This window comes from Acinetobacter nosocomialis NIPH 2119 (assembly GCF_000368085.1).
GTDB lineage: Bacteria > Pseudomonadota > Gammaproteobacteria > Pseudomonadales > Moraxellaceae > Acinetobacter > Acinetobacter nosocomialis.
In genome coordinates, this window is sequence record NZ_KB849239.1 from 1,270,459 (window position 1) to 1,295,108 (window position 24,650).

25 protein-coding genes are annotated in these 24,650 nt (G+C 37.1%); 13 read left to right on the forward strand and 12 right to left on the reverse strand.

Annotation, left to right across the window (positions count from 1 at the left end; translation table 11 throughout):
• Positions 1 to 65 precede the first annotated feature (65 nt).
• From F984_RS09950 to ybaK, 6 genes are all read right to left on the reverse strand, one after another.
• Positions 66 to 665 (reverse strand): histidine phosphatase family protein, encoded by a 600-nt coding sequence (locus tag F984_RS09950; RefSeq protein ID WP_004709018.1) that lies wholly within the window; start codon positions 663 to 665, stop codon positions 66 to 68.
• Positions 658 to 1,713: a nicotinate-nucleotide--dimethylbenzimidazole phosphoribosyltransferase gene (gene cobT / locus F984_RS09955; RefSeq protein ID WP_004709021.1), complete on the reverse strand. Its 1,056-nt coding sequence runs from the start codon at positions 1,711 to 1,713 to the stop codon at positions 658 to 660. The genes F984_RS09950 and cobT overlap by 8 nt, the downstream gene beginning before the upstream one ends.
• A 2-nt stretch (positions 1,714 to 1,715) precedes the next feature.
• Entirely contained in the window at positions 1,716 to 2,234 is a 519-nt protein-coding gene (gene cobU, locus F984_RS09960) for a bifunctional adenosylcobinamide kinase/adenosylcobinamide-phosphate guanylyltransferase (protein WP_004709022.1), read from the reverse strand.
• On the reverse strand, positions 2,222 to 2,845 hold the full coding sequence (locus F984_RS09965; RefSeq protein WP_004709024.1) for a 2'-5' RNA ligase family protein: 624 nt from the start codon (positions 2,843 to 2,845) through the stop codon (positions 2,222 to 2,224). Before F984_RS09965 ends, cobU begins: the two co-directional genes overlap by 13 nt.
• 113 nt (positions 2,846 to 2,958) lie before the next feature.
• Positions 2,959 to 5,097: a bifunctional mannitol-1-phosphate dehydrogenase/phosphatase gene (mtlD, locus tag F984_RS09970; protein ID WP_004709026.1), complete on the reverse strand. Its 2,139-nt coding sequence runs from the start codon at positions 5,095 to 5,097 to the stop codon at positions 2,959 to 2,961.
• A gap of 425 nt (positions 5,098 to 5,522) precedes the next feature.
• On the reverse strand, positions 5,523 to 5,987 hold the full coding sequence (ybaK, locus tag F984_RS09975; RefSeq protein ID WP_004709027.1) for a Cys-tRNA(Pro) deacylase: 465 nt from the start codon (positions 5,985 to 5,987) through the stop codon (positions 5,523 to 5,525).
• A 190-nt stretch (positions 5,988 to 6,177) separates the two neighbouring features.
• On the opposite strand from ybaK, the gene F984_RS09980 reads away from it, so the two are divergent.
• The 4 genes from F984_RS09980 (at position 6,178) to F984_RS09995 (ending at position 10,831) form a co-directional block, all read left to right on the forward strand.
• The gene (locus F984_RS09980; protein ID WP_004709029.1) at positions 6,178 to 6,480 is read left to right on the forward strand and encodes a hypothetical protein; all 303 of its coding nucleotides are present in this window, start codon (positions 6,178 to 6,180) and stop codon (positions 6,478 to 6,480) included.
• Between the two features lie 237 nt (positions 6,481 to 6,717).
• On the forward strand, positions 6,718 to 8,091 hold the full coding sequence (locus tag F984_RS09985; protein WP_004709031.1) for an ABC1 kinase family protein: 1,374 nt from the start codon (positions 6,718 to 6,720) through the stop codon (positions 8,089 to 8,091).
• A 229-nt stretch (positions 8,092 to 8,320) separates the two neighbouring features.
• Positions 8,321 to 9,604 carry an acyl-CoA dehydrogenase family protein gene (locus tag F984_RS09990; protein WP_171062028.1) on the forward strand — a complete coding sequence of 428 codons (1,284 nt, stop codon included), beginning with the start codon at positions 8,321 to 8,323 and terminating at the stop codon, positions 9,602 to 9,604.
• Between the two features lie 21 nt (positions 9,605 to 9,625).
• Positions 9,626 to 10,831 carry an acyl-CoA dehydrogenase family protein gene (locus F984_RS09995; protein WP_004709036.1) on the forward strand — a complete coding sequence of 402 codons (1,206 nt, stop codon included), beginning with the start codon at positions 9,626 to 9,628 and terminating at the stop codon, positions 10,829 to 10,831.
• Between the two features lie 115 nt (positions 10,832 to 10,946).
• On the opposite strand, the gene F984_RS10000 is transcribed toward F984_RS09995, so the two are convergent.
• Positions 10,947 to 12,170, reverse strand: a complete 1,224-nt coding sequence (locus tag F984_RS10000) for an alkane 1-monooxygenase (RefSeq protein ID WP_004709037.1) — start codon at positions 12,168 to 12,170, stop codon at positions 10,947 to 10,949.
• A gap of 189 nt (positions 12,171 to 12,359) precedes the next feature.
• Here F984_RS10000 and F984_RS10005 point away from each other — a divergent pair, with 189 nt between their 5' ends.
• Positions 12,360 to 13,304, forward strand: coding sequence for an AraC family transcriptional regulator (locus tag F984_RS10005; RefSeq protein WP_025469310.1), 945 nt, complete (start codon positions 12,360 to 12,362; stop codon positions 13,302 to 13,304).
• Between the two features lie 39 nt (positions 13,305 to 13,343).
• Here the strand turns inward: F984_RS10005 and F984_RS10010 are convergent, their stop codons facing one another.
• The 3 genes from F984_RS10010 to F984_RS10020 all read right to left on the reverse strand — a co-directional run bounded on the left by F984_RS10010 (position 13,344) and on the right by F984_RS10020 (position 16,238).
• Positions 13,344 to 15,209 (reverse strand): SurA N-terminal domain-containing protein, encoded by a 1,866-nt coding sequence (locus F984_RS10010; protein WP_004709041.1) that lies wholly within the window; start codon positions 15,207 to 15,209, stop codon positions 13,344 to 13,346.
• Positions 15,210 to 15,340: 131 nt separating this feature from the next.
• Positions 15,341 to 15,613 carry an HU family DNA-binding protein gene (locus F984_RS10015; protein ID WP_001043034.1) on the reverse strand — a complete coding sequence of 91 codons (273 nt, stop codon included), beginning with the start codon at positions 15,611 to 15,613 and terminating at the stop codon, positions 15,341 to 15,343.
• A 169-nt stretch (positions 15,614 to 15,782) separates the two neighbouring features.
• Positions 15,783 to 16,238: a phasin family protein gene (locus F984_RS10020; protein ID WP_002049921.1), complete on the reverse strand. Its 456-nt coding sequence runs from the start codon at positions 16,236 to 16,238 to the stop codon at positions 15,783 to 15,785.
• A gap of 210 nt (positions 16,239 to 16,448) precedes the next feature.
• Here F984_RS10020 and F984_RS10025 point away from each other — a divergent pair, with 210 nt between their 5' ends.
• The 8 genes from F984_RS10025 to fdx all read left to right on the forward strand — a co-directional run bounded on the left by F984_RS10025 (position 16,449) and on the right by fdx (position 22,562).
• Positions 16,449 to 17,096 carry a hypothetical protein gene (locus tag F984_RS10025; RefSeq protein ID WP_004709045.1) on the forward strand — a complete coding sequence of 216 codons (648 nt, stop codon included), beginning with the start codon at positions 16,449 to 16,451 and terminating at the stop codon, positions 17,094 to 17,096.
• A 110-nt stretch (positions 17,097 to 17,206) separates the two neighbouring features.
• Positions 17,207 to 17,680, forward strand: coding sequence for an Rrf2 family transcriptional regulator (locus tag F984_RS10030; protein ID WP_002050146.1), 474 nt, complete (start codon positions 17,207 to 17,209; stop codon positions 17,678 to 17,680).
• Position 17,681: 1 nt separating this feature from the next.
• Positions 17,682 to 18,899 carry an IscS subfamily cysteine desulfurase gene (locus F984_RS10035; RefSeq protein WP_002050229.1) on the forward strand — a complete coding sequence of 406 codons (1,218 nt, stop codon included), beginning with the start codon at positions 17,682 to 17,684 and terminating at the stop codon, positions 18,897 to 18,899.
• 66 nt (positions 18,900 to 18,965) lie between these two features.
• Positions 18,966 to 19,352, forward strand: a complete 387-nt coding sequence (gene iscU, locus F984_RS10040; protein ID WP_002049835.1) for a Fe-S cluster assembly scaffold IscU — start codon at positions 18,966 to 18,968, stop codon at positions 19,350 to 19,352.
• Between the two features lie 30 nt (positions 19,353 to 19,382).
• Positions 19,383 to 19,703 carry an iron-sulfur cluster assembly protein IscA gene (iscA, locus tag F984_RS10045; RefSeq protein WP_002050042.1) on the forward strand — a complete coding sequence of 107 codons (321 nt, stop codon included), beginning with the start codon at positions 19,383 to 19,385 and terminating at the stop codon, positions 19,701 to 19,703.
• An 85-nt stretch (positions 19,704 to 19,788) separates the two neighbouring features.
• Positions 19,789 to 20,307: a Fe-S protein assembly co-chaperone HscB gene (hscB, locus tag F984_RS10050; protein ID WP_004709049.1), complete on the forward strand. Its 519-nt coding sequence runs from the start codon at positions 19,789 to 19,791 to the stop codon at positions 20,305 to 20,307.
• A gap of 38 nt (positions 20,308 to 20,345) precedes the next feature.
• The gene (hscA, locus tag F984_RS10055; RefSeq protein ID WP_004709050.1) at positions 20,346 to 22,205 is read left to right on the forward strand and encodes a Fe-S protein assembly chaperone HscA; all 1,860 of its coding nucleotides are present in this window, start codon (positions 20,346 to 20,348) and stop codon (positions 22,203 to 22,205) included.
• 18 nt (positions 22,206 to 22,223) lie between these two features.
• On the forward strand, positions 22,224 to 22,562 hold the full coding sequence (gene fdx / locus F984_RS10060) for an ISC system 2Fe-2S type ferredoxin (RefSeq protein WP_002049779.1): 339 nt from the start codon (positions 22,224 to 22,226) through the stop codon (positions 22,560 to 22,562).
• 51 nt (positions 22,563 to 22,613) lie between these two features.
• Here fdx and F984_RS10065 read toward each other — a convergent pair whose 3' ends face one another.
• Together F984_RS10065 and F984_RS10070 are read right to left on the reverse strand one after the other, a co-directional pair.
• Complete coding sequence (locus F984_RS10065) at positions 22,614 to 24,083, reverse strand: adenylate/guanylate cyclase domain-containing protein (RefSeq protein ID WP_004709052.1); 1,470 nt, start codon at positions 24,081 to 24,083, stop codon at positions 22,614 to 22,616.
• Between the two features lie 52 nt (positions 24,084 to 24,135).
• Positions 24,136 to 24,570, reverse strand: a complete 435-nt coding sequence (locus F984_RS10070; protein ID WP_000492048.1) for an HIT domain-containing protein — start codon at positions 24,568 to 24,570, stop codon at positions 24,136 to 24,138.
• Between the last annotated feature and the right edge of the window lie 80 nt (positions 24,571 to 24,650).

The following is a 24,650-nucleotide window of genomic DNA, read 5'->3' on the forward strand; positions in this document are numbered from 1 at the left end:
TTACATAGTTTAAAATATCTTTATAAAAATAATAACTTACAAGTGTATAAAAATATAAAATTCATCTATCTCAACATAAAAGTTAATTGACCATCTGCTTCAGAAAATTCAAAAGAATATAATTTCCCAAGCTCTGCCGATATTTTAAGTAAGTCATCTAAAGGTTGCTGCTCGGCTAAACAAGCCAATAGTTTAATCACCCCCCCATGAGTAACAACTAACGCATGCTGTAAATTATGTTTTTGCATATGAGTAACCAAATCCTGAAACCCTTTCAGAACCCTTTTTTGAAACTGGTTTAATGTTTCAGCGCGAGGTGGACAATATTGATTTGGTTTTTGCCAAAAGTTTGCAAGTAATTCAGGTGAAGTTTCATAAATTTGCTGAGTTGAGATACCTTCCCACTCCCCAAAATACATTTCTTTTAAGTCATGATTTATAAGTAAAGGGAGTTCTGCTGTTTTGGCAAGTTCCTCAGCAAAACAAGCACATCGTTTTAATGAGGAACTTACAATAACATCCCATGTCTGGTCTGTGACTTGCTCAATGGTTGACTGCATTTGCTGCCAACCTTTTGCTGTTAACTCGTCATCTAAATGCCCACGTAAAGTATGGCTATACTGACTTTCACCATGTCTGAGCAAATCGATTCTAAATTTACCCAATTTTATCCCCGCTTACAGCAGCTTGAGCAAAGGTAGCCATTTGGTTATGTAAGACACATGCCATTTTAACTAATGCCAAGGCAGTACCAGCCCCACTACCTTCGCCTAAACGCAAGTTCATCTTTAAGATCGGGTCAGCATTAAGTTCTTGTAAAATACGTAGGTGTCCATACTCAGCCGATTGATGACCAAATAACATCCAGTCACGTACTTTAGGGTTCATTCGTACCGCACATAAAGCGGCTACAGAACTAATAAAACCATCCACAATCACAGGTAAACCCACTTGCGCACAGCGAATATAAGCACCTGTAATTGCCGCAATTTCCAAACCACCTACAGCACATAGTGTTTTAAAGACATCACCAATGACATGTTTATGGTGAAGTTCAATTGCCTTTTCAATTACTTCAATTTTATGTCTTAACTGATCGGCACCAATTCCTGTACCAACTCCCGTTAATTGCTCAGCCGTATCATTTAGTAAAAGACAGGCTAACGCAGAAGCTGAACAGGTATTTCCAATACCCATTTCACCCGCAATATAAATATCTGCGCCATTCGCTTTAGCAGTATCTACACTTTTTTTCCCTAACTCTAAGGCAGCACGGCATTCGTCAGTACTCATTGCAGCTTGTTTGGCAAAATTTGCTGTGCCGGCACGAATACAGTGACGTTCAACACCTGCATATTGGTATGGTTCACCTACTGTGCCACAGTCAATGACTTGTAAATGGGCTTGATGATATTTAGCAATAACACTAATTGCCGCACCACCAGTTGTGAAGTTTTGCAACATTTGACGGGTAACAGCTTGAGGGTATGCAGAGATATTTTCTTCAACTACACCATGATCACCTGCAAAAATTGTAATCCAGGGATGGTTAACTTGTGGATGTGCATTTGACTGTAAACTAGCAAGTGTAATTGCAATCTGCTCTAAATCACCTAAGGCACCTGTAGGTTTGGTAAGCTGGAGTTGATGTTGCTCCGCTTGTTGTTTTGCGTCCAGATTAGGTTTCTGTACAGATTCTAACCACCAGTTCATTTTTATTTCTCACCTTTTAAAATCATTGGAAAACCCGCCACACAAAACACAACCTTATCTGCAATTTGCCCTAAGGCTTGATGTAGCCTTCCTGCTTCGTCGACAAAACGGCGGCTTATCTCACCGAGTGGCACAACGCCTAAACCCGTTTCATTACTTACTAAAATAATTTCTGACTGGAGTATAGGTAAAACTTTTAACAGCTGTTCACACTCAAATTGTTGAACGTTTTTGTCTTCTAAAAGTAACAAATTGGTTAGCCAAAGTGTTAAACAATCCACCAGAATAATTTGGTTAGGTCTATCAATTTCTTGCAGAGTTTTTGCTAAAAATAATGGTTCTTCAACCAAAGACCAGTGAGCAGGACGATGATTTTGATGATGGGCAATCCGGCTTTGCATTTCTGGATCTAGCGCTTGCGCCGTCGCCACATAAGTGACAGCTAATTGCATAGATATGGCCGTTTGTTCAGCCAGTCGGCTTTTACCAGAACGAGCACCACCTAAAATCAATTGCAACATGGCTCACCTAAAAACAAATGCTGATACGGATACAGCTGCCCTTGTAAAATTTGAGCCTCATAATAACCAAAGGTTAAATGCTCAACTTTAAGATCAAATTCAGCCTGATCGTATTGTACAGGTAATTGAGAAATTTTTTGTAAAATCAAATCACTACTATAGTCTTTTTTATACAAACCCAATGTAATGTGCGGATAGTAATCTAAAGCGGCAATTTCATTAGAAATTGAGCCTAATTTTTGACGTATGAAAGATAAGATATTTTCTTTATCCTGAATTTCTACAAATAAAGCACTACTAAAGCTATCAACCGAACCAGTTTTTAATTGAAATGGTGCAATATCTTCTTTTCTTAAAATTTCCCTTTGCTGCACAAACTCACTAAAACAAAAGTCATCATCAACTTTAGTTTCATGAGTCAAGAAACCGCATATAAACAGCGTGACATGATATTGACGGTGATTAGGCTCTATTAGAAATTCTGAAAAATGCGCACGCAATTGATCTAGATAATGAACTAATTTCTGATCATTAATTTCTAGATACCATAAAGCGTAATTTTGACGCCCAAGGTGCCATTCGGGATAATCCCGCATAGACGTCGGCACCATGAGTGTGGAGGGTTTTAACAGCACAGTTTTAATTCAAAATCATACAAATTTCGTATTAAAACATGTTTGCCTTTCAATTGTTGAGGTTAATTCATTAAGCACATTTAAACATATTAAGTGAGTGTAGTTTTGGCATTGTTCAACTTAATGTCCAAAGGTTGTTTACCTTGTTCAGAAAATAAATATTGAATAAGTTGAACCAACTCAACTTCAAGCTGTCTTCTTTGATTTGTATTCAATTCTAAATTCTGAATTTGCTGTTGCAGATGTTCAACTGCTTTAGTCTCTTCAATTTCTAAAAATTGAATCGCATAGGCATAACCTAAAGCAGCACCTTTTAATAAATTTTTATAAGGTAAATCATGACGAATATTCACTGCAATTGATGCCATAACACGTTCATTGTGATTGAGTTTGCGTAGTGGATCTCTAGCTACGCGTTGACAAGGATCTTTAAATGCATATTCACATGAGTCTAGAAAACTTTGTGACATTCGATCCAGATCTTTTGCATAGTTAGGTAATACAATTGCAAGTCCCTGCTTCACTTCTGCAATTAAGTTTTCTGCAAATGCTTTAACTGAATGATCACCCATGGCAACACCAATAGATTCATAACCCATTAAAGATGCATACCAAGCAAGCATCGCATGTACACCATTCCATAAACGGTTTTTAATGAGTTGAATGTCAGTAATTTGGTCAACCAACACCACCTGACGCAACTTTTCAAGCAAAGGGCTGCCTTTTTCTACATAAATTGGCATATCTGTTTCACTATGGAACAAGATTAAATCCATGCTTTGTAAGATATGTCCCGGCTGAAAATTACGGCGCATATTATCAACATAGATAGAAGCCTGATTTTGCTGATCTTGAGTCAGTTTATTACAGTCTTCAATTTCGATTTGGTCTTCTTGTTCAACATCTTCTAAATGCTGTTCAAGAAAATTATGCTTAATACGAAGTTGACGATATAAATTCTGATTAGAAAGTTTTGAAACCATACGATTAACTACGGTATCGCAAAAATAATGCTCTTTTAAAATATGCTCGGTGACATCTTCATCGTTAGTTAACTCGAGTAGAGCTTCTTTAAGATGCTTCATCACCAAATATTTCGCACCCACCTTATTTAAAATAATTAGAAAGGTTAACGGTTCTATACATGTTTCAAGTTGTGAATTAAAACGTGCATATAACCCTTTTGCGATTATCTGTGCTTCAGTTTCAATTGCTTGCTCGGGCAAACATAATGCAATCAAACTTGAATGAGTGTACATCTCTAACATTTGTTGTTCATTATCAGAGTCAACAATGGTCATATTCTCAATACGTTCATCATAAGAAAATTGCCCATAGCGAATACTATAGGTACCAAACGCATTTACAGCTTCGCGGAAAAGACTATTTCGTGTTGACGCAATAATACGTTTTGGTTTCGTATAACCATCCCAATGCGACAAGATCTGCGCTATATAACCACCGCCAATAGCACCGAAACCATGTATTCCAACAGTAAGCTGATTCAGACTTTGCGGAAAAGGTTCCTGTATCTCTGGCATACCCATAACAGGAATAAATTGGTCGAGGTCAGTTAAAAAATCATACATCTGGTCATAATAAAAATGCGCTTTTTCCAGCATTTCGTCATTAGGTTCTTTAATATCTTTTAATAAAATTGTTAGTCCTTTCGATGTATGAGCTGAAGTTAAACCATTTTCCGAATCTTCAAACATTAAACATTGGTTAGCGTCTAAATGAAGTTGACTAGCCGCTTTGAGAAAAATTTCTGGATGTGGCTTCCCTTGTTCTACTTCATCTCCACAAGTAATAACATCAAAAAATTTATATACATTTGCATTAATTAAATATTCTTCGGCAATTGCTCTACGGCTTGAAGTAGCCACCGCCATTCTTAAACCAGATTTTCTTAAACGCTCTAGAACTTGAACTAAACCTTTTTTAATAGGTACGCCGTGTTTTCGAATATGTTCTAGTTCCATCTCATCGGCACGTTTTCGAATTTCCTTATATGGAACATCTACTCCGTATAAACGTTGTGCAAGCTTTTCCGCCGTTGTCGCGCTTAACCCCAAACATTGCATTAAATATTCGTGTGAAAACTCCTGTCCAATGAGTTCTTGAGATGCCTGTTGCAATGTTTGAAACCGTAACCGTTCAGTATCAAACATTGTCCCATCCATATCAAAGATAGCTCCATGAACAGGTTTTCCATGAAAAATAAGCACGTTTTTACCTCTTTTTTTGATCATGTTTTATTCAGGGTATACAAAAAATTGCTTAAAAAGGCAGGATGATAATAAATGAAACATTAGTGGTTATTTTTTAATCATAAATATAAGAAATCTGTTACTGAGAAGAGTTAAATACTCAAAAAGGTTGAACAATATAGATAATTCTGAAACTGAGTTTAAGTACAAAGGTAGCAAACCTTCCTCGCTTGCTACCTTTGCTTCTTCTTTTTATGCGCTGATCATGTTTGTTTTTCTTAGGTCCATTTACTGCTAACAAACCTGCATTTTTATTATGTCTTGCAGGTCTACCAATACCAGAAACTCATATAATTTTTGTTATTTTCTGGTAGAACTAAACAATACATAATAATGATAATCATTTTCATTTAGTGTGTCAACTTGCTATGCCCTTTTTTTAATCAATCAAGTACATCTACAAATTGCGCCGTTAATATGTGTGCCAAGTCTTTAGGATTTAAACCAATATCTAATCCTCTTTTACCACCACTTACATAAATTTTGCTTAACTCTTGTGCAGAGGCATCAATCACTGTCTTTAAGCTTTTCTTTTGACCTAATGGACTAATTCCACCCACTAAGTACCCTGTTAAACGTTCGGCATCTTTAGGATTTGCCATCTGCAATTTTTTACACCCAACTGCCGAAGCTACCTTTTTCAAATTGAGTTGATGGTTAACTGGTATGACCGCAACAAAATAATTTTTTTCATCAGTAACAAGAAGTGTTTTAAACACCTCGTTTACATCAAGGTTTAACTTTTCTGCGGCTTCCAAACCAAAACTTTTAGCATTTGCGTCATGTTCGTACTCATGGATAGAAAATTCGATTTTGTTACTTTTTAACAATCTACATGCAGGAGTCATAGGATTCTAGATTTTAATGAAATGAGCTTGATTATATTTATTTTAAAAAAAGTTTAAAATTTGCTTAGGCTATTTACATCCTTTACATGAAAAATCAAACGAACATCGAACAAAAAACAATCTAAACTTGATATTGGGTAGATGACTCCAATATATTTAGTTGAGATTTAAAGTCTGAACTGGCGAATTTATGAGTTACAAACACAATAATCTGATGGCAATGCGTCACCGTTTTTGGGATGAGGCTTCAGATCATGTATTAAATGAAAAGCAATTTTTACAGCAGACCTTAATCGAACAAGGCATTTTTAATAATGCGACTTTTGATGATGTTAAGTACTTTTTCTATACACTGCCTAGCATCGTTATTGTAAAGGCTCATGCACTTGGTTTTATGCATGATTCCGTCAAGCAAATGGTTATTCAGCATATTCAAGCTAATCGTATGCACTTAATGCAAAAGGCTGAATTGAAAATTCAGTTTAAAATGTAATTTGCCGGTTAGTATCTGATACGGCGTTTTATAGTAGTTTATTTTTTCTGAATGGCGGATATTTTGATTTTCTTATTAATGCTTAGGCTATTTTTAGAAAATTAAAATCCCAAATGAGACTTTCAACTCATCATTCAGTCTGAGGGAACTATTTTAATACGTTCAAAACATGTAATATTCGTTACAATTTTAGATCACCAGCGTTTGGCTGCATGATGCGCATAGGATTCTATTTTCATGTCAAATCAGAACGATAAGCTTAAGAGTTTAAAAACTTCTTCCATGGATCGACGCTTATCAATCGCGAAAGCTTCTTTACTGGCAGGAACACGTTGGGCTACTGCAAGTGCCTCTTCCCTCTTTTCTAGTGAAGAAGAAAAAGAGAAGAAACGTAAAAAGGCAATGAGCGAACAAGCTAATTATCTTGTCTCTGAAATTGGCAAACTTAAAGGTTCTATTGTCAAGATTGGCCAAATGATGGCGCTTTATGGTGAACATTTTTTACCAGAAGAAATTACTCAAGCTTTAAATACCCTAAATAACCAAACTGTTGCTTTAGACTGGCCAGCAATTAAACCTCATTTACAAGAACAACTAGGTTCTAAGTTAAATGATCTAACAATTGATCATGAACCTATCGGTACAGCCTCTCTGGCACAAGTTCATCGCGCAACACGTAAATCAGACGGTTTAGAATTAGTTTTAAAAATTCAATACCCTGGTGTTGCGAATGCAATTGACTCCGATATGAGCCTGTTTAAAAACATGCTTAAGCTTACACGCATGGTTCCTCAAACACGTGAGTTTGATCAATGGTTCGATGAAGTACGTGAAATGATGCATCGTGAAGTCAATTATCACGTAGAGGCAGCCACAACACGTCGCTTTGCTGAGCGTTTAAAGGATGATGAACGCTACATTGTCCCTACGATTGTAGACGAATACTGTACCGATCAGGTCTTATGTATGACGTTTGAACGTGGCGTACCTATTAATAGTCCAGTCATGCTCTCACTTCCTCAAGAACGTCGCAATCAGCTCGGTGAAGCTTCACTAGAAATTGCAGTTCGTGAAATTTTTGAATGGGGCGAAATGCAAACTGACCCTAACTTTGGTAACTACCTTGTTCGTTTAGGTAATGGCCAAGATGTTCAGGATAAAATCGTACTACTAGACTTTGGTGCGATCCGTCAGTTCGATGAACATTTACTCTCAGTCGCGCGTAATCTTATACAAGCGGGTTATCAGCACGATAAAGATGCAATGGTCCAAGCTATGACTGGATATGAGTTCTTTGATGCAATGCCTGAAAGTATTAAACCCGGCATGGCCGATGTCTTTTTACTTGCGACAGAAGCATTCAGTACCCCTGCAAATAATCCAGATATGCCAGTGGGCCTAATGGATGAACATGAACGTTATGACTGGAAAAAGAGCCAGTTACATAGTCGTGTTATGCAGCAAGCAAGCAAATCAATGGCATCTCGATATTTCTCGGTTCCTCCAAAAGAATTTATGTTCATTAGCCGTAAGTTTATTGGCGCATATACCTTTATGACTGTGATTGATGCCAAAACCAATGTACGACGTATGATTCGTAACTTTGCTTAATATTATTAAGACTAGAATGATTCCGTGTCATTCTAGTCAATCCAAACAAAATAGTTCTTTTTAAAAATTTCTTTTCTTTTATAAAATCAATAATATGTATTAAAACTTATTTTGCTTTTACCATTTATCTGCTCATTTTTTGAATGTCAGCAACGACATAGTTTTTTCTTATACAGCGTGTCAGCATAAAACAATAACAATGTGTTAGGACACCACAATCATGACAAATATGATCAATAAAGCCCAAGGGTTGGGTTTATCGCTTATCACAAAATTAGCTGGAAGCGATGTACTTGATCAACTCAAACTACGTAAATTTCTTGAAAAGTCTCTTTATCAAGGTTCAAAAGCTGGATTTAGAGCATTAAGTCAGACTCAGAAAGCATTTAAACCTAAGCAAATCCCCCAACAGCGTCTACCTCAACAGAAGAAAAACCTATTTGACTTAAGCCTCACCGAAGAACAACAAATGACTTCTGATGCAATGTCTCAATTTGCTCAAGAAGTTTTATTAGGATTAGCTCATGATGCTGATCAGGCAGGTCAATTTCCAGAAAGCCTTTGGCAATATGTAGAAGATTTAGGACTAAATTATTATGCTCTTCCAGAAGCACTAGGTGGTGTCGCCGCTGAACAAAATATTGTAAGTAACCTATTGATTGCTGAAAAACTAGCTGAAGGTGATTTTAGTCTTACAGCAGGACTTTTAAGTACGTTTAGCGTTATTAATGCGATTACACGTTGGGGTTCTACTGAAGTTCAGTCAATGTATTTACCTTGCTTTGCAGAAGACTCAGACATTACCGCCACTTTCGCTGTACAAGAAGCTACTCCGGCATTTAACCCATATATCTTAAAAACAAAAGCTTCTCTTGAAAATAATCAATATTTTATAGAAGGTGAAAAAACCTTAGTCATTTTAGGTGATTTAGCTGATGTGTTCTTGGTGAGTGCAGATTTTAATGGCAAGCCGGATGTGTTTGTAGTACAAGCGGGCGATACCATTTCCATTAAAAGTACCCCTGCTATGGGTCTCAAAGCAACAGAGACAGCTACTTTAAAATTCAGCCATACACCTGCTCTACGATTAGGCACAACAGATTTTGATTACACCGCCTTTCTAGATTTAGGCAATCTTATGTGGTGTGCAATGGCTGTAGGAACATGTGAAGCGGTAAAAGCCTATTGTATTAAATATGCCAATGAGCGAACTGCTTTCGGAGAACCAATTTCACATCGTCAAAGTGTCGCATTCATGATTGCAGATATGGCAATTGAAATTGATGCTATGCGCATGCTGATTCTAAATGCCGCAAGTCTTGCCGAAGCAGGTAAGCCATTCCACCGTGAAGCATATTTAGCTCGTATTCTTTGCGCAGAAAAATCAATGAAAATAGGAACAGATGGCGTACAAATTTTAGGTGGTCATGGTTTCACAAAAGAACACCCTGTTGAACGTTGGTATCGTGATTTACGTGCAACCGCAATTTTACATTCTGGCTTACATGCTTAAGATCAATCAGAGGATATTTTCATGAATTTACAAAATCCAAAAAAATTCAAAATGATGATTGATCAAGCACATGATGTTGCGATCAATGTATTACGCCCTATTTCCCGTAAATACGATAAAGCAGAACATGCTTATCCGAAAGAACTCGATATGCTCGCTTCACTCATTGATGGCATGAATGAAGGTGGTGAAGGAATTAATGCAGGTGCTGCCGGTGCAGGAAAACGTGGTGAATCTGATAATGAAGGTGTCCGTAACGGAACTAACATGTCAACAGCGTTAGGCATCATTGAAATGTGCTATGGCGATACTGGGCTATTACTCAGTATGCCACGTCAAGGTTTAGGAAACTCTGCAATTGCCGCGGTCGCAAATGATGAGCAACTAGAACGTTTTAAAGGAACATGGGCAGCTATGGCGATTACTGAACCAGGCTGTGGTTCTGACTCTGCTGCGATCCGTACTACGGCAACTAAAGATGGCAATGACTATATTTTAAATGGTGAAAAGATTTTCGTAACTTCTGGTGAACGTGCGGACTCGGTGGTCGTATGGGCTACACTTGACCGAAAACTTGGACGTGCAGCCATCAAATCATTTGTAGTGCCTAAAGGTACTCCCGGAATGAAAGTTGAACGACTTGAACATAAGTTAGGTATCAAAGCTTCTGATACAGCCGTTATTAGTTTTACTGACTGTCGTGTTCCGGCTAAAAACTTGCTTGGTAATCCTGAAATTGATGTTGCAAAAGGTTTTGCCGGTGTAATGGAAACTTTTGACAATACACGACCATTAGTTGCCGCAATGGCAATTGGCTGTGCCAAAGCTTCTTTAGAACGTATTAAAGAAATTTTTAAAGACCAATTAGATCCCAATTACTCGACTCCATATTTGCAAACTTCCAACCTTGCTGCGCAAATTTACCGAATGGAAGCCGAATGGGAAGCTGCACGGTTACTTATGTTGAAAGCCACATGGATGGCAGACAACAAAAAACCAAACTCCAAAGAAGCTTCCATCGCTAAAGCAAAAGCAGGTCGTGTAGGCAACGAAATCACTTTGAAGTGTGTCGAATTAGCAGCAAGTGTTGGCTATAACGAAGATGAACTACTTGAAAAGTGGGCACGTGATTCAAAAATTCTTGATATTTTTGAAGGTACTCAACAAATCCAGCAACTTATTATTGCTCGACGTGAGCTTGGAAAATCTTCAAGCGAACTAAAATAAAAATATTGCAAGGAGGTTTAACCTCCTTGCTTCTTAGCATTATAACTTATGGGTAAAATAAAACCCTCTAATCACATGAGTAGAGGGTTCGGTATTTCAGGAATATATTTTTTATTTATTCAGCTTGTGTAGTTTCTAATGACTTATCGACTACACCAAATTTTTTGAAGATTTTTGCACGACGTTTTGGTGAAATATTCGCTTTATTTAAATCACCTTTGTAGTGATCAAATACGCGCTTATCCATCATTTTAAACCATAATGAAGGAATTAATGCTGGTAGCAACATACTTGCATAACCACTTGGTAGTTCGGGTGCTTCATCAAAATGACGTAATGCTTGGAATGGACGAGTTGGATAAGCATGATGATCTGAGTGACGCTGTAACTGATATAAGAATAAGTTGGTCACTACATTGTTATTATTCCAGCTATGCTCTGGCATTGTACGTTCATATTGACCATTTTCTTTCTTCTGACGCAATAAGCCATAATGTTCAATATAGTTAATAATTTCGAATAGACTAATCCCGTAAAATGCTTGTGTTGCTAAATAAGGAATCGTACCTTTACCAAAAATTCCAACCATAGAAGCATGGAAAGCAGCACTCATACCCCAGCCTTGCAGTAATTCATTATCGAGTGACCAAAACTCTTTACCTTTACGTTTTAAACGATTTTTCTCAATTTCAATTGCAGACTTAAAAGAACCAATAACTGTACGTGGCCAAAATTCATAGAATGTTTCACCCATACGTGAAGATGCCGGATCTTCAGGAGTAGCTGCACGCTTATGATGGCCATATGGATGCTCAATACGGAAATGGTTGTAACCTGTAGGTACTAAAGCAAGATGAGATAAAATATGGTCGATACGATCATGTTTATGGCTTAGTTCATGGGCTGTATTAATTGCAATACCATTAATGGCACCCATCGAAATACCAAGCAAAATTTTGTCAATAAATGAAGTATCTTTACGGCTTGTTAAATAACATGCATAAATATTTGCCGCATATTGCAATGGAATAAAGCTTTTCACTAAACGCGAATAATATGGATCTTTCTCAAGAAGTTTAATTTCTTCATCGGTTGGATTACGCGCATCTTTACCAATAATTGTATCAATTGCAGGAATCACAACATGTAATAAAAGTGGACCACCTAAAGCAAATACTTTCTTTAATGGGCGTGGACCAAAATGGTATCCAGCTAAAATACCTAAACCAATTACAGGTAGAGCCGGACTAATCATCCATAAATAGCGCTTACGATCTATCTCACGCATAGACGCTGGCACTGGCATAAGTTCTTGCTGAACATTCACTGGTGCATTCATAGTCATTTTTCCTTTTTCTATATATCTATATAGTTAAAGAAATACTATTTGCTTAACAGTTGTAACCGTCCAAAAAACCTATTTCAAAGTCTTTGGCATTTTCTTCCACTTTTTTGTCCTAAAAACACATGTTGATCTATTCTTATAGCTCACTATAATTTTATTAAAATAATGATTGATCACGTAAACATGGATGCACTAAGTAAATTTTTTGATGATATCCACTTAAATAAGTCTGAATATATTTATATAAAAGCACAAGGTGAATGGGCTTTTAAAACACAAGATCAATCTGCTTTACTGGCTTACATCGTTTTAACGGGTTCTGTATATATTCAAATAAATAATGTCGAAAAAATAATTGCAAAAGCTGGAGATATTATTTTAATTCCTTCTGGAAAAGCTCATCAAGCTACAGATTCAAAAGCGACTGGAAGCAAACTGGTAGATTCTGTCGATATTACTCCCTTATTTAATGGGCATCGTCATGACCCAATTGAGTTAGGTTCATCAGCGCCTGAAAATACATTATTGCTCTGTCTACGCTGTCAAGTTGATACGTATATGGCGGGACCACTGATTAATGCATTACCATCTATTATGCTTATTCAACACGAAAACCAGACAACTCCTCCTGAATGGTTGCAAATAGGGCTTTATTTTTTAGCGGTCGAAACACAAAAAATTCAACCTGGTCATGACAAAATTATTGATCACTTAGTCAGTATTCTTTTAATTGAATGTATTCGTGATCATATTCAACAAATGTCAGACCAACAAAACTGGTTAGGAGCATTAACACATCCTGAGTTAAGTAATGCTCTATCTGCAATCCATAGCCAACCTGAGGCTAGCTGGACTGTTGAATCATTAGCTGAACAATGCTGCATGTCGCGTTCTAAGTTTGCCAATCTCTTTAATAATATTATTGGTGAACCACCTCTTACTTATTTGCAGCATTATCGCTTTCGCTTAGCGAGTCAATATCTACGGACAAGTAATTTATCAGTTCAACAAATTTCAAATAAAGTCGGCTATTCATCAGAAACTGCATTTAGTCAGGCATTTAAGAGAGTATTTGATTTATCACCTAAACAATATAGACAAAATTATATAGGTAGTAGAGATCAGTAATAAAAAAAGCGCCGAAGCGCTTTTTTTATTACATAAGTTTTATTTGATTTTAGCGTGTGACTTTAAGTATTCGCTGTAATCTTCGAGTATTTGCTGACCACGAGATTGACGATAAAGCTGTTGTAATTGCTTTAACTGATCCGCTGGCATAGCATTTACCGCAGCTGAATTTACATTAGAAACGGCAACGACAACCAATTCATTAGGTAAGTTCGCTGTTGTAACAGACCACATACCAGGTTTCGGTGCAGGAACACTAAATGCTGCACGCTCAATTGCACGTTTTAAACCTTGTGAACGAGTAAATACACCTGCAGATTCAAAAGATACTTTATTTTTCGCAACAACTTGCTCAGCTGGCTGAGTTTTGAATTCAGTCAACATTGTAGCAATTTTTGCTTGAGCTGCTTTGCGTGCTTTCTCATCAATTACTTTAGCTTTTGCTTCGTTCATTGCTTGAGCAAGTGGTTTAACGCCAGCAGCATGATAATCACGCACCTTAACCCAAACAGTATCACCATTCGCTAATTGAATATTTGATGAAGCGTTACGATCGCCATTTTTAACATCATCATTAAACAATTTAATTTTTACGTTTGGATCGCTTAGTTGTGGATTTTGAGTAGCTAAAGTTACACCATTTAATGATTCAATTTTTGTACCTTTAACTTGCTGTACAACTGCATCTAAAGAATCGTTACCTACAATTGTTTCATTCAAACTATTTACTGTATCTGAATAAACAGTAGCAACTTTATTCTTTTCAACTTCAGCAGTTAAACGCGCCTTCTCAGCTTCAAACGAAGGAATTTGATTCGCTGGAGTCTCTGCTTCAATAATATGGTAACCATATTGTGTTTTTACTGGCTGCGAAACTTGACCATTTTTCAGACTTGAAACAGTTTTATCAAATGCATCAGAGAAAACACCAGGTGCATACGCCTCTACTAAACCACCTTTCGTTTTTGAAGTTGGATCTTCTGAGAACTGAGCTGCTGCTTGAGCAAATGAAAGACCGCCTTGAATTTTTGCATATACCTCATTAGCAAGCTTTTGAGCTGCCGCATCATCACGAGCATCTGTGGTAATAAGAATATGCTTCACAACACGTTTAGCATTTTTTTGCTGAGTTTCTACAAATTTAGCATAGGCTTGTTTGAGTTCAGCATCTGTTGCTGGTGCAGGTTTCGCCATTAAGGACGGAGATAAAACAACATAATCTACATCAACAGAAGCAGGCTGTTTAAACTCGTTTTGATGTTTATTGTAGTAGTCAGTCGCTTCTTGATTAGATGCTGTTAAACCCGTTTTATAGGTATCTAACTTAATACTAGCTAAATGTAATGTACGCTGTTCAGTTTGCAAATTCGCAATTTGCATTACATCAACTTTACTCACTAAAGCATAATCAGAAAAAGTTGAAGTCAACATTTTCAAAGCGTGATCTTGACGCAAGCTCGCAATTAAGGCTTGGCTTGTCATACCAATTGAACGCAAATAATTTTCATATAATTTTTGTGAAAACTGACCATTTTCTTGCAAGCTTGGCTGCTGAGCTAACATTTGCTCGATTTGAGCATCGCTCAAAGAAATACCCAATTTTTCAGCTTGCTGAATGAGTAAATTACGAGATACCAATATATCGAGAGCTTTTGCTTGAATAACCGGTAAATTAAGTAAACTTTCATCACCTTTTACAGCAGCTAAATATTGTTCTTTATACCTTTGCGTTAAAGTTTCAAGGTCTTTTTTTGATATGTCCTGTCCATTTACAGTTTTTGCGACATCTGCCTTGTTTCCCCTATTAAAATATCCATTAATACCTACAAGCGCTAAAGGGGTCAAAAACAAAATTAAAAGGACTTTGCCGAGCCAACCCTTAATGACTGTACGAAACGATTCCATAAGTATTCCAATATTTTATTTCGAGGAGAATTTTAACTGAAAAACCACAATGAATGAATGAGCAATATTGGTCAATTCAGATTTTTAATAAAAAACGCGCCTATATCGGCGCGTTTAATCATCTTAAAAGATTAAGCAACTGAATCTTTAAGACCTTTACCAGCTTTAAAGCTAGGTACTTTTGTTGCTTTAATTTGAAGCTCTTCACCAGTTTTAGGGTTACGACCAGTACGTGCAGCACGCTCTTTAACACTGAAAGTACCAAAACCCACTAAAGTAACTGTGTCACCTTTTTTAAGTGCTTCAGTAATTGACGCAATTGTCGCATCGAGTGCCTTGCCTGCATCAGTCTTAGATACTCCCCCTTTTTCAGCAATTGCATCGATTAATTCTGATTTATTCATGAATAAAACATCCTCTTAATATCGTTTGTTTAAGGTCCAAGGCTATAGTTTAAAAGGCCATGACGCCTTTATAGCAATGCTTTGGGGGAAAACGCAATACTAGAGCAGAGCTTTTAGCAAAAATAAATGCTAAAAAACTGTTATATATTTGCTAAATCCCTACATTTTTTTACTTTTCATTCAATTTTGCCTTCAATTTTTGATTTTCTTCAATAAGAGCATCAACCTTGATATGCAATTGAACTAACAGTTGTTCAATGTGCTGTAAGTCCTTCGGAGTAACTAAACCAATTCGATTTAAAGAATGATTTACACTGGTATCTAAAATTTTTTCGACCTTGTCTTTTGTATCAGACACTGACTCTTTCGCCTTTTCGGTTACTTTGCCAACAGTTGTATCGGCTAAATCACCAGTTTTAGACTCAAGTTCTTCCCCTACTTTGACTAGTGAGTCAAATAGTTTATTGCCTTCTTCTTCTGCACGAGAGAAAGCACCTAAACCAGCTAACCATATTTGCTTGGTATACTTTCTAAAATCCAATGCAGACTTTCTAGAACTTTTTGATTTTAATTTGTTTTTATCTCCTTGCTCTTCTGATTGTGTTTCTATATTTGCATTATCCATTGACCTAAGCTCCTGATCGGATGAGACAGATGAAGTCTTATTTAACCACAAAATATTCTTATAATAACAAAGTCAAGACTTGATACATTTATGAAACTGTTCTACAAAACAATCATGTCATGTAAATATATTTAACAGGACAATGTGTTAAGTTTGAGATAGGATGTCTCATTCTCTTAATTAATCTCTAATATTTAAGGATAAACTTTTATGAGTGAAACGCAACAAAGACAAAAACACCCACGTCTGTTGCTGAACATTGTTCTAATTATTTTAGAAACTTTTTTCTCATTTATTCTCACCCACGATGGTGTTCTTCGCTTGCAGGCGAAAAAGTTTATCGCAAATAAAATCACAATCCGTATTAATAGCTACTTGCCATTTTTCAACTTCTATGTGCAATTTACGGAAAAAGGTTTGTTATTTGATATTCATTCTTATGATCGTCGTATTGACTTAGAAATTAATAGTACTCTCATCGACCTTATCAAAATTTTTGCTTTTTCAAATCAACGTAGTTTAAACAATATGCGAATTGATGGAGATGCAGAAACTAAAAAAGAACTCATCGATTTAATTTCACATCTCACTTTACCTAAGCTCCTAGCTGACTGGAAGCAATGGTTCAATACTCCAGATAATGAAGCCGAAGCACTTGCTTCACGTAAAAAAATTGCCCCCTTACTTGAAAAAATTGATCAACAGCGTTCAGAGATAAATTCTTTGAATGTCGAAATTAAGCAGTATCAAAATCGAATTTCACGTTTACAGCAGCGCCAACGCAACATTAACTTGTGCTTTGGTATAATTAGCCTAATATTTATTGCTTATTTCATATATAATTTGTGGGTAGCTTAACTTATTTTTTCTATCTTGATCCTGCACTTGAATTAAAAATAAAAAAACTTGACTATTTTAGTCGGGATTCATAAAATCCTATTATCTAGTCTTAACATGTGTATCGAATCATGCGCCTTACAACTCGCGGTCGCTACGCAGTGACTGCTCTACTTGATTTAGCTTTGCAGCCAACTGAACAAACGATCACGCTCGCCGAAATTGCCGCACGTCAATCTATTTCAGTTGCTTATTTAGAGCAGTTGTTCGCAAAACTTAAGCGTCATGGGTTAGTTTCTAGTGTTCGCGGTGCAAATGGTGGTTACCATTTGGCTCGAAACGCTGATGAAATTACTGTGTTAGAAATTATTGAAGCCGTAAATGAAACTGTTGATGCAACACGTTGTGACCATAAAGGTAACTGCCAAAATGGTGCAATGTGTCTTACTCACGATTTATGGCAAGAACTCTCTCATCATATTGCCGACTATTTAGCTAAAATCACTCTTGCCGACCTCATTAGCCGAGACAACGTTCAAACTGTTGCATTACGCCAAAATGTGACTGGCACAGATTCAGCTCTTTTATCGGGTACAGGTATTTGATATGAAACGTCCAATTTATCTTGATTACGCAGCAACCACTCCAGTAGATCCGCAAGTTGCAGAACGTATGATGGAGTGTTTAACTTTCGACGGTACCTTTGGTAATGCTGCATCTCGTTCCCATGCTTATGGCTGGCAGGCAGAAGAAAAAGTTGAATATGCACGTGAGCAAGTCGCAAATTTAATTAAAGCTGACCCACGTGAAATTGTTTGGACTTCTGGTGCAACTGAGTCAGATAACCTTGCTCTTAAAGGTGTTGCTCAATTCTATGCATCTAAAGGCAAACATATCATTACAAGTAAAATTGAACACAAAGCTGTTCTAGACCCTTGTCGTGAATTAGAAGAACAAGGTTTTGAAATTACTTACTTAGAGCCAGAGCCACAAACAGGTTTAATTACTCCTGAGATGGTTAAAGCTGCCCTTCGCCCAGATACTATTCTTGTTTCTCTTATGATGGTAAACAACGAAATTGGTACGGTTACAGATGTAGCGGCGATTGGTGAATTAACACGTGCCAACAAAACATTTTTCCATGTAGATGCAGCACAAGCAGCTGGTAAAGTTGATATCGACTTATCTACTATGAAAATTGATCTTATGAGTTTCTCTGCTCATAAAATTTATGGTCCAAAAGGTATCGGCGCATTATATGTACGTCGTAGCCCACGTGTTCGCTTAAAAGCACAAATTCATGGTGGTGGTCATGAGCGCGGTATGCGTTCTGGTACTTTGGCAACTCACCAAATCGTTGGTATGGGTGAAGCTTTTGAAATTGCAGGCAAAACAATGCATGCTGAACAAGAGCGTATTCGTAAACTTCGTGACAAACTTTGGAACGGTTTACAAGACCTTGAACAAGTGTTCTTAAACGGTCACCCGACTCAAAACGTTGCTAATTATTTAAATGTCAGCTTCAACTTTGTTGAAGGTGAGTCTTTAATGATGTCGCTTAAAGATGCTGCTGTATCAAGTGGTTCTGCTTGTACGTCTGCAACTTTAGAGCCTTCATATGTTCTTCGCGCATTAGGTTTATCTGATGAGCTAGCACACAGCTCAATTCGCTTTAGTTTTGGTAAATACACGACTGAAGAAGATATTGACCACGTGCTTACAATTACCAAAGCCGCTGTTGAGAAATTACGTGAACTTTCTCCGCTTTGGGATATGTACAAAGAAGGTATCGATCTTTCTACAGTTGAATGGGCAGAACACTAATTATTGAAATTAGTGTTTTAACCCTCATATTAATATTAGGCTGACCCCGAGGTTTGGAGAAGCAAAATGGCTTATAGCGAAAAGGTAATTGATCATTACGAAAATCCACGTAATGTTGGTGTTTTAGATAAAAACTCTGAAAATGTTGGTACAGGCATGGTGGGTGCACCTGCATGTGGCGACGTGATGCGTTTACAGATTCAAGTAAATGACAGTGGCGTAATCGAAGAAGCACGCTTTAAAACTTACGGTTGTGGTTCTGCAATCGCATCAAGTTCACTTGTAACTGAATGGTTAAAAGGTAAAACACTTGATGAAGCTCAAGCAATCAAAAATATTGATATTGCGACTGAGTTAGCTCTTCCGCCAGTAAAAGTTCACTGCTCTGTTTTAGCTGAAGACGCGATTAAAGCTGCGATTGAAGATTATCGTAGTAAAAAGTCAAAAGCTTAATTTGTTACCATTATAAACGTTGGAGTTTTCATGATTCATTTAACTGAAAATGCTGCGACTCATATTAGCAATTACCTTAAAAACCGAGGTAAGGGTGAAGGCATTCGCGTTGGTGTGAAAACTTCTGGTTGTTCTGGGTTGGCTTATGTTCTCGAATTTGTAGACGATATCGATGAACATGATCAAGTTTTCGAACAATTTGGTGTTAAGGTTTTTGTAGATCCTAAAAGCTTAGTTTACTTAGAAGGCTTAGAAATGGACTATGTTAAAAATGGCCTTAACGAAGGGTTCGAATTTAACAATCCTAATAAAAAGGGTGAATGTGGTTGTGGTGAGTCTTTCACTGTTTAATCCTCTCCTTTCCTTTTTCTCATTAAAACAGTGTCTTTCAACAGCACTGTTTTAATGTATTTAATTAACGTGGATCCCATTTCTAATGAATCATTTTGAGTTGTTCAATTTACCTGTGGCACTCGATATCGATTTGGCAAGCTTAAAATCAAATTTCTTGAGTTTGCAACAACAATATCATCCAGATAAAGCCGCAGATAAAGATCAAGCATTGATCAAATCAAGTGAAATCAATCAAGCTTTTAAAACGCTTTCACAAGTTGATAGCCGCGCTGCCTACCTTTTAGCTCTTAAAAAGCAAGATCATCATCTTGACCAATCTATTAGTGATTTTGAATTTCTACAATCTGCATTAGAACTTCGTGAACAACTTGATGAAGCGACATCACCTGAACATTTACGTACGTTAAGATTGGAAGTACAACAATGGATTGATGGCTTGGTTCGTGAATTCAAAATTGATTACAACGAAGAAGATTGGGCTGAAGCACGTGATACCGTACGTAAGTTGCGTTTCTTTCAACGTGTTTTAAACGATATTGATAAAGCAGAAGATCAACTGTTAGATGAAGAAGACAGCTTTGATTTAGACGATGATTTTTAATTTTGCTTTCTCTACTTTATTTTCAAGGGATTTAACTCATGGCACTTTTGCAAATTGCTGAACCAGGTCAATCCAGTGCCCCACACCAACATCGCATTGCGATTGGTATTGACCTAGGAACAACACACTCATTAGTTGCGACAGTGTTATCAGGCAAACCTAAAGTACTCAATGATGTTCAAAATAGAAGATTACTTCCTTCTATCGTTCATTATGGGGACAATACAACTCATTATGGTGAAGAAGCTAAACCATTTATCATTGCAGATCCCAAAAATACGATTGTATCTGTTAAAAGATTTATGGGACGCTCAAAAGCAGATATTAAGTTTCAGCATCCTTATGAATTAGTAGGCTCAGAAAATGAAATGCCCGCTTTTGAAACACGTGCCGGGCGCAAAACACCAGTAGAAATTTCAGCCGAAATTTTAAAACAATTAAAAGATCGTGCTGAAGACAGCTTACAAAATCCCGTTAATGGTGCTGTGATTACAGTTCCTGCTTATTTTGACGAAGCTCAGCGTCAAGCAACTCGCGATGCAGCTCAACTTGCAGGCTTAAACGTATTACGTTTATTAAATGAACCTACAGCTGCTGCAGTAGCTTATGGATTAGATCAAGAAAGTAATTTAGAGACCGACCGTAATTATGTAATTTACGATTTGGGCGGTGGTACTTTTGATGTATCAATCTTACGTTTTTCACAAGGCGTATTTGAAGTTTTAGCGACCGGCGGCCATACCGCTTTAGGTGGTGATGACTTAGACCGCCTCATTGTGAAATGGGCAAAAAAGCAGCTTAATATTGATGTATTAAGTAATGAAGACTATGCAGTATTTATAGTTGCAGCACGTCAAGCTAAAGAGCAATTATCTACTCAAGATTCAGTTGAATTAAAACTGCTTGATAGAACTCTTACACTAGACCGACCTACATTTGAAAGTATCATTCAAGTTGCTTTAGATAAAACAATCAGTGTTTGTAAGCGTGTATTGCGTGATGCAAAGCTTGATTTGACTGACATTCAAAATGTAGTTTTAGTGGGTGGCTCTACCCGCTCTTATGCAGTTCAAAAAGCTGTACGTGAAGTTTTTGGTCAAGAACCTCTTTGCACAATTAACCCAGATGAAGTTGTAGCAATCGGTGCTTCAATTACAGCAAACCAGTTAATTGGTAATAGCCAAGATGGCTCACTTCTTCTAGATGTCACTCCTCTTTCTCTTGGTTTAGAAACAATGGGAGGACTAGTTGAACGTCTGATCTCTCGTAATACAGCTATTCCTGTTGCACGTCGTCAAGAGTTCACAACCTATCAAGATGGCCAAACTGCCATGTTAATTCATGTGGTTCAAGGTGAACGTGATTTAGTTGAACATTGCCGCTCATTAGGTAGATTTGTACTCCATGGCATTCCGCCAATGACTGCAGGTCAAGCCCGTATTGAAGTCACTTTCCAAGTTGATGCTGATGGCTTACTTACTGTTTCTGCTCGTGAAGCAACTTCTGGTGTACAAGCTCATATCGATATCAAACCATCGTATGGTTTATCTGAGGCAGATACAGAACGCTTATTAATTGAAGGTTTCCAACATGCCGAAGAAGACAAAAATCTTCGTCACTTAAAAGAAACCAAAGTTGAAGCAGAGCGTGAACTTGAAGCTCTAGAGCAAGCCTTAAAAGTAGATGCTGATTTACTTGATGAAAAGCAACTTGCAGAACTCAATTCTTCAAAAGAATCATTAAAAGTTCAGCTCGAAGGTAGTGATATTCAAGCGATTGAGCATGCAGTTCAACAGCTTAAAGTACATAGTGACGCTTTTGCAGCATTACGAATGAACCGACATATTGACCATGCCTTAAAAGGCACAAAGCTCGACGATTGGTCAAAATCAAACTAAAAGGTATAGGTGATCAATATGCCACGTATTAAAGTACTTCCTCATGCTCAGATTTGCCCTGAAGGTGCAGAATTTGAGGTTGAACAAAATGCAAATCTTTGCCAAAGTTTGCTCAATAAAGGTATCAAAATTGAACATGCTTGTGATATGTCTTGTGCATGTACAACTTGCCACGTGATTGTCCGCAAAGGTTTTGATAGCTTAGAAGAGATGAACGATGTTGAAGCCGATCTTTTAGACCGTGCTTGGGGTTTAGAACCTGACTCTCGCCTTTCATGTCAGGTTAAAATTGTAGACGAAGATCTTGAAATTGAGATTCCGAAATACACAATTAATCATGCTTCAGAAAATCATTAAGATTTAATGGTAAAAAAAGCTGCTTAAGCAGCTTTTTTTTATTTATATGATTTATACCTGATCTTGCTCTTGATCAATATTTATTGGCTTAACTTCATCCTCAAGTCTAAGCTGAGCAACACCTTGAGTATTAATTAAAGTTTGTTGAACTTTAATACGTTGAATCATCTTTTCAAGCACTTCAACCAATTCCGGATATTCGTAGTTTTGTACTTCTTCTAAGTTCAATACTAAATGGAAACCTTTATATTCATAATCAAACCATTGTTGATGATCTGATTTATTTCCTGTGTATTTTTCCATGACTTGCCATGTTTTTACTGCACCTTGAATTCCCTTTAAATAGATTGGGGTTTTCGGTGCACATAGAAAATCACTTTTAATGAGTTGATAAGTATCATCGGAAATGAGTATTTCATCAATTTCAGCAGCATACTGTAAACGCGCCGCCAAATTTACATCACGACCTACAATTGTATAAGCCATACGATGTGTTGCCCCATAATTCCCAACGTGGCAATAACCCGTACTAATACCCATACGGATATGTAAGGCTGAATACACCATCTTTTTCCAACGCTCGCGCAGCAACTTCATTTGCTGACGCATAGCAATTGCCATTTCCACACAAGATTTGGCATCTTGTTCAACACCTTGTGAATTTGGATCTCCAAAAAAGATGAGGATTGCATCTCCCATAAATTTATCGACAGTCGCCTCATATTGCTTCGCAATTTCAGTCATATGACTTAAATAGTCATTAAGCAAGAAGGCCAAGTCATCTGGAATTAAGGTTTCCGACAATTCAGTAAAACCTTGAATATCAGAAAAGAATACGGTCATTTTTTTACGTTTATATTCAATTTTTGCTTCAGCTTCACCACGCATAATCGACTGCCATAATTGTAATGGAGCATAGCGGCTTAACTGATTAGCAAAAGCGATATAACGCGTCATTTGATCGTAATAATGCTGACGCTGCTGACTAATTTTTTTAACCCAGCGATGTTGGTAGTAATTTCCAATAGTGATAAACATCACTAAACCAAGTAAGGTAATTACCGTTAATTCTTGGCTTGTGGCTTCAAAATATGGATGAAAACCAAATAGAAAAAAAGTACTTAAATAAAAAATAATCGCACCAAGCAGACTCGTTAAACAAATCACTGCAAACGAAATACGACTATTAATTGCTGAGTAAAATAATGCAAAAAGCGCAATAAATGTAGGAACAAGATTGAGATGTACGCCTGCTAAAGTAACCGCCACCACAATTGCATCTATCGCAAAGAAAACACTTTTTTGGGTTTTCTTATCAAACTGGTACTGTAACCAGTGCTCTAATTTAGAACTAACAAAAAGTAAAAAAAGAAAGAAAGGAGGAATATAGATTTGATAATTAGTATTTGGTGAGGTAAAGGCATAGATCACTAAAATCAATGACAGAATTGAATACCCCATCAAACGATGAAAATATGCAAACTGCTTAGGTTCCCGATCTATAAACCTCTCTAATTGCACCCTATCCTCCACATTTCAATGTAGCCACACTCACATGTGGCATGACATTGATTTAATCCATGCGCCAATCAAAAGGCATATCACCCTGACCACGTAAAGCAAGCATAAGGGTCTGACGCATGTGAGCTAAAACATCACTTGTGTATGGTACAGCTGGTGTCCCCCACACTGGTTTAGGCCAAGCTACGTCATTTTGATAGCGGACAACATGGTGGAAATGTAATTGAGGTACCATATTACCTAAAGCTGCAACATTCATTTTGTCAGCACGAAAAACGCGAGATAACTGGCTAGATAACCAGCTTGATTCACGTAAAAACTGTTCTTGGTCAGCTTGACTTAATTCGTATAATTCCGTGATTCCTGGTACACGTGGTACTAAAATCAACCAAGGAAATTGCATATCATTCATTAAACGACATGTTGAAAGCGGGAAATCGCCTACAAAAAAAGTATCTTGAGCAAGTTGTGGATGCAAACTAAACATATCTTTTATAAATGACAATAAACAATAATGGCTAATACTATCACATCAGTTTTGATGTGAATATTATTAGTAGCCCGTTT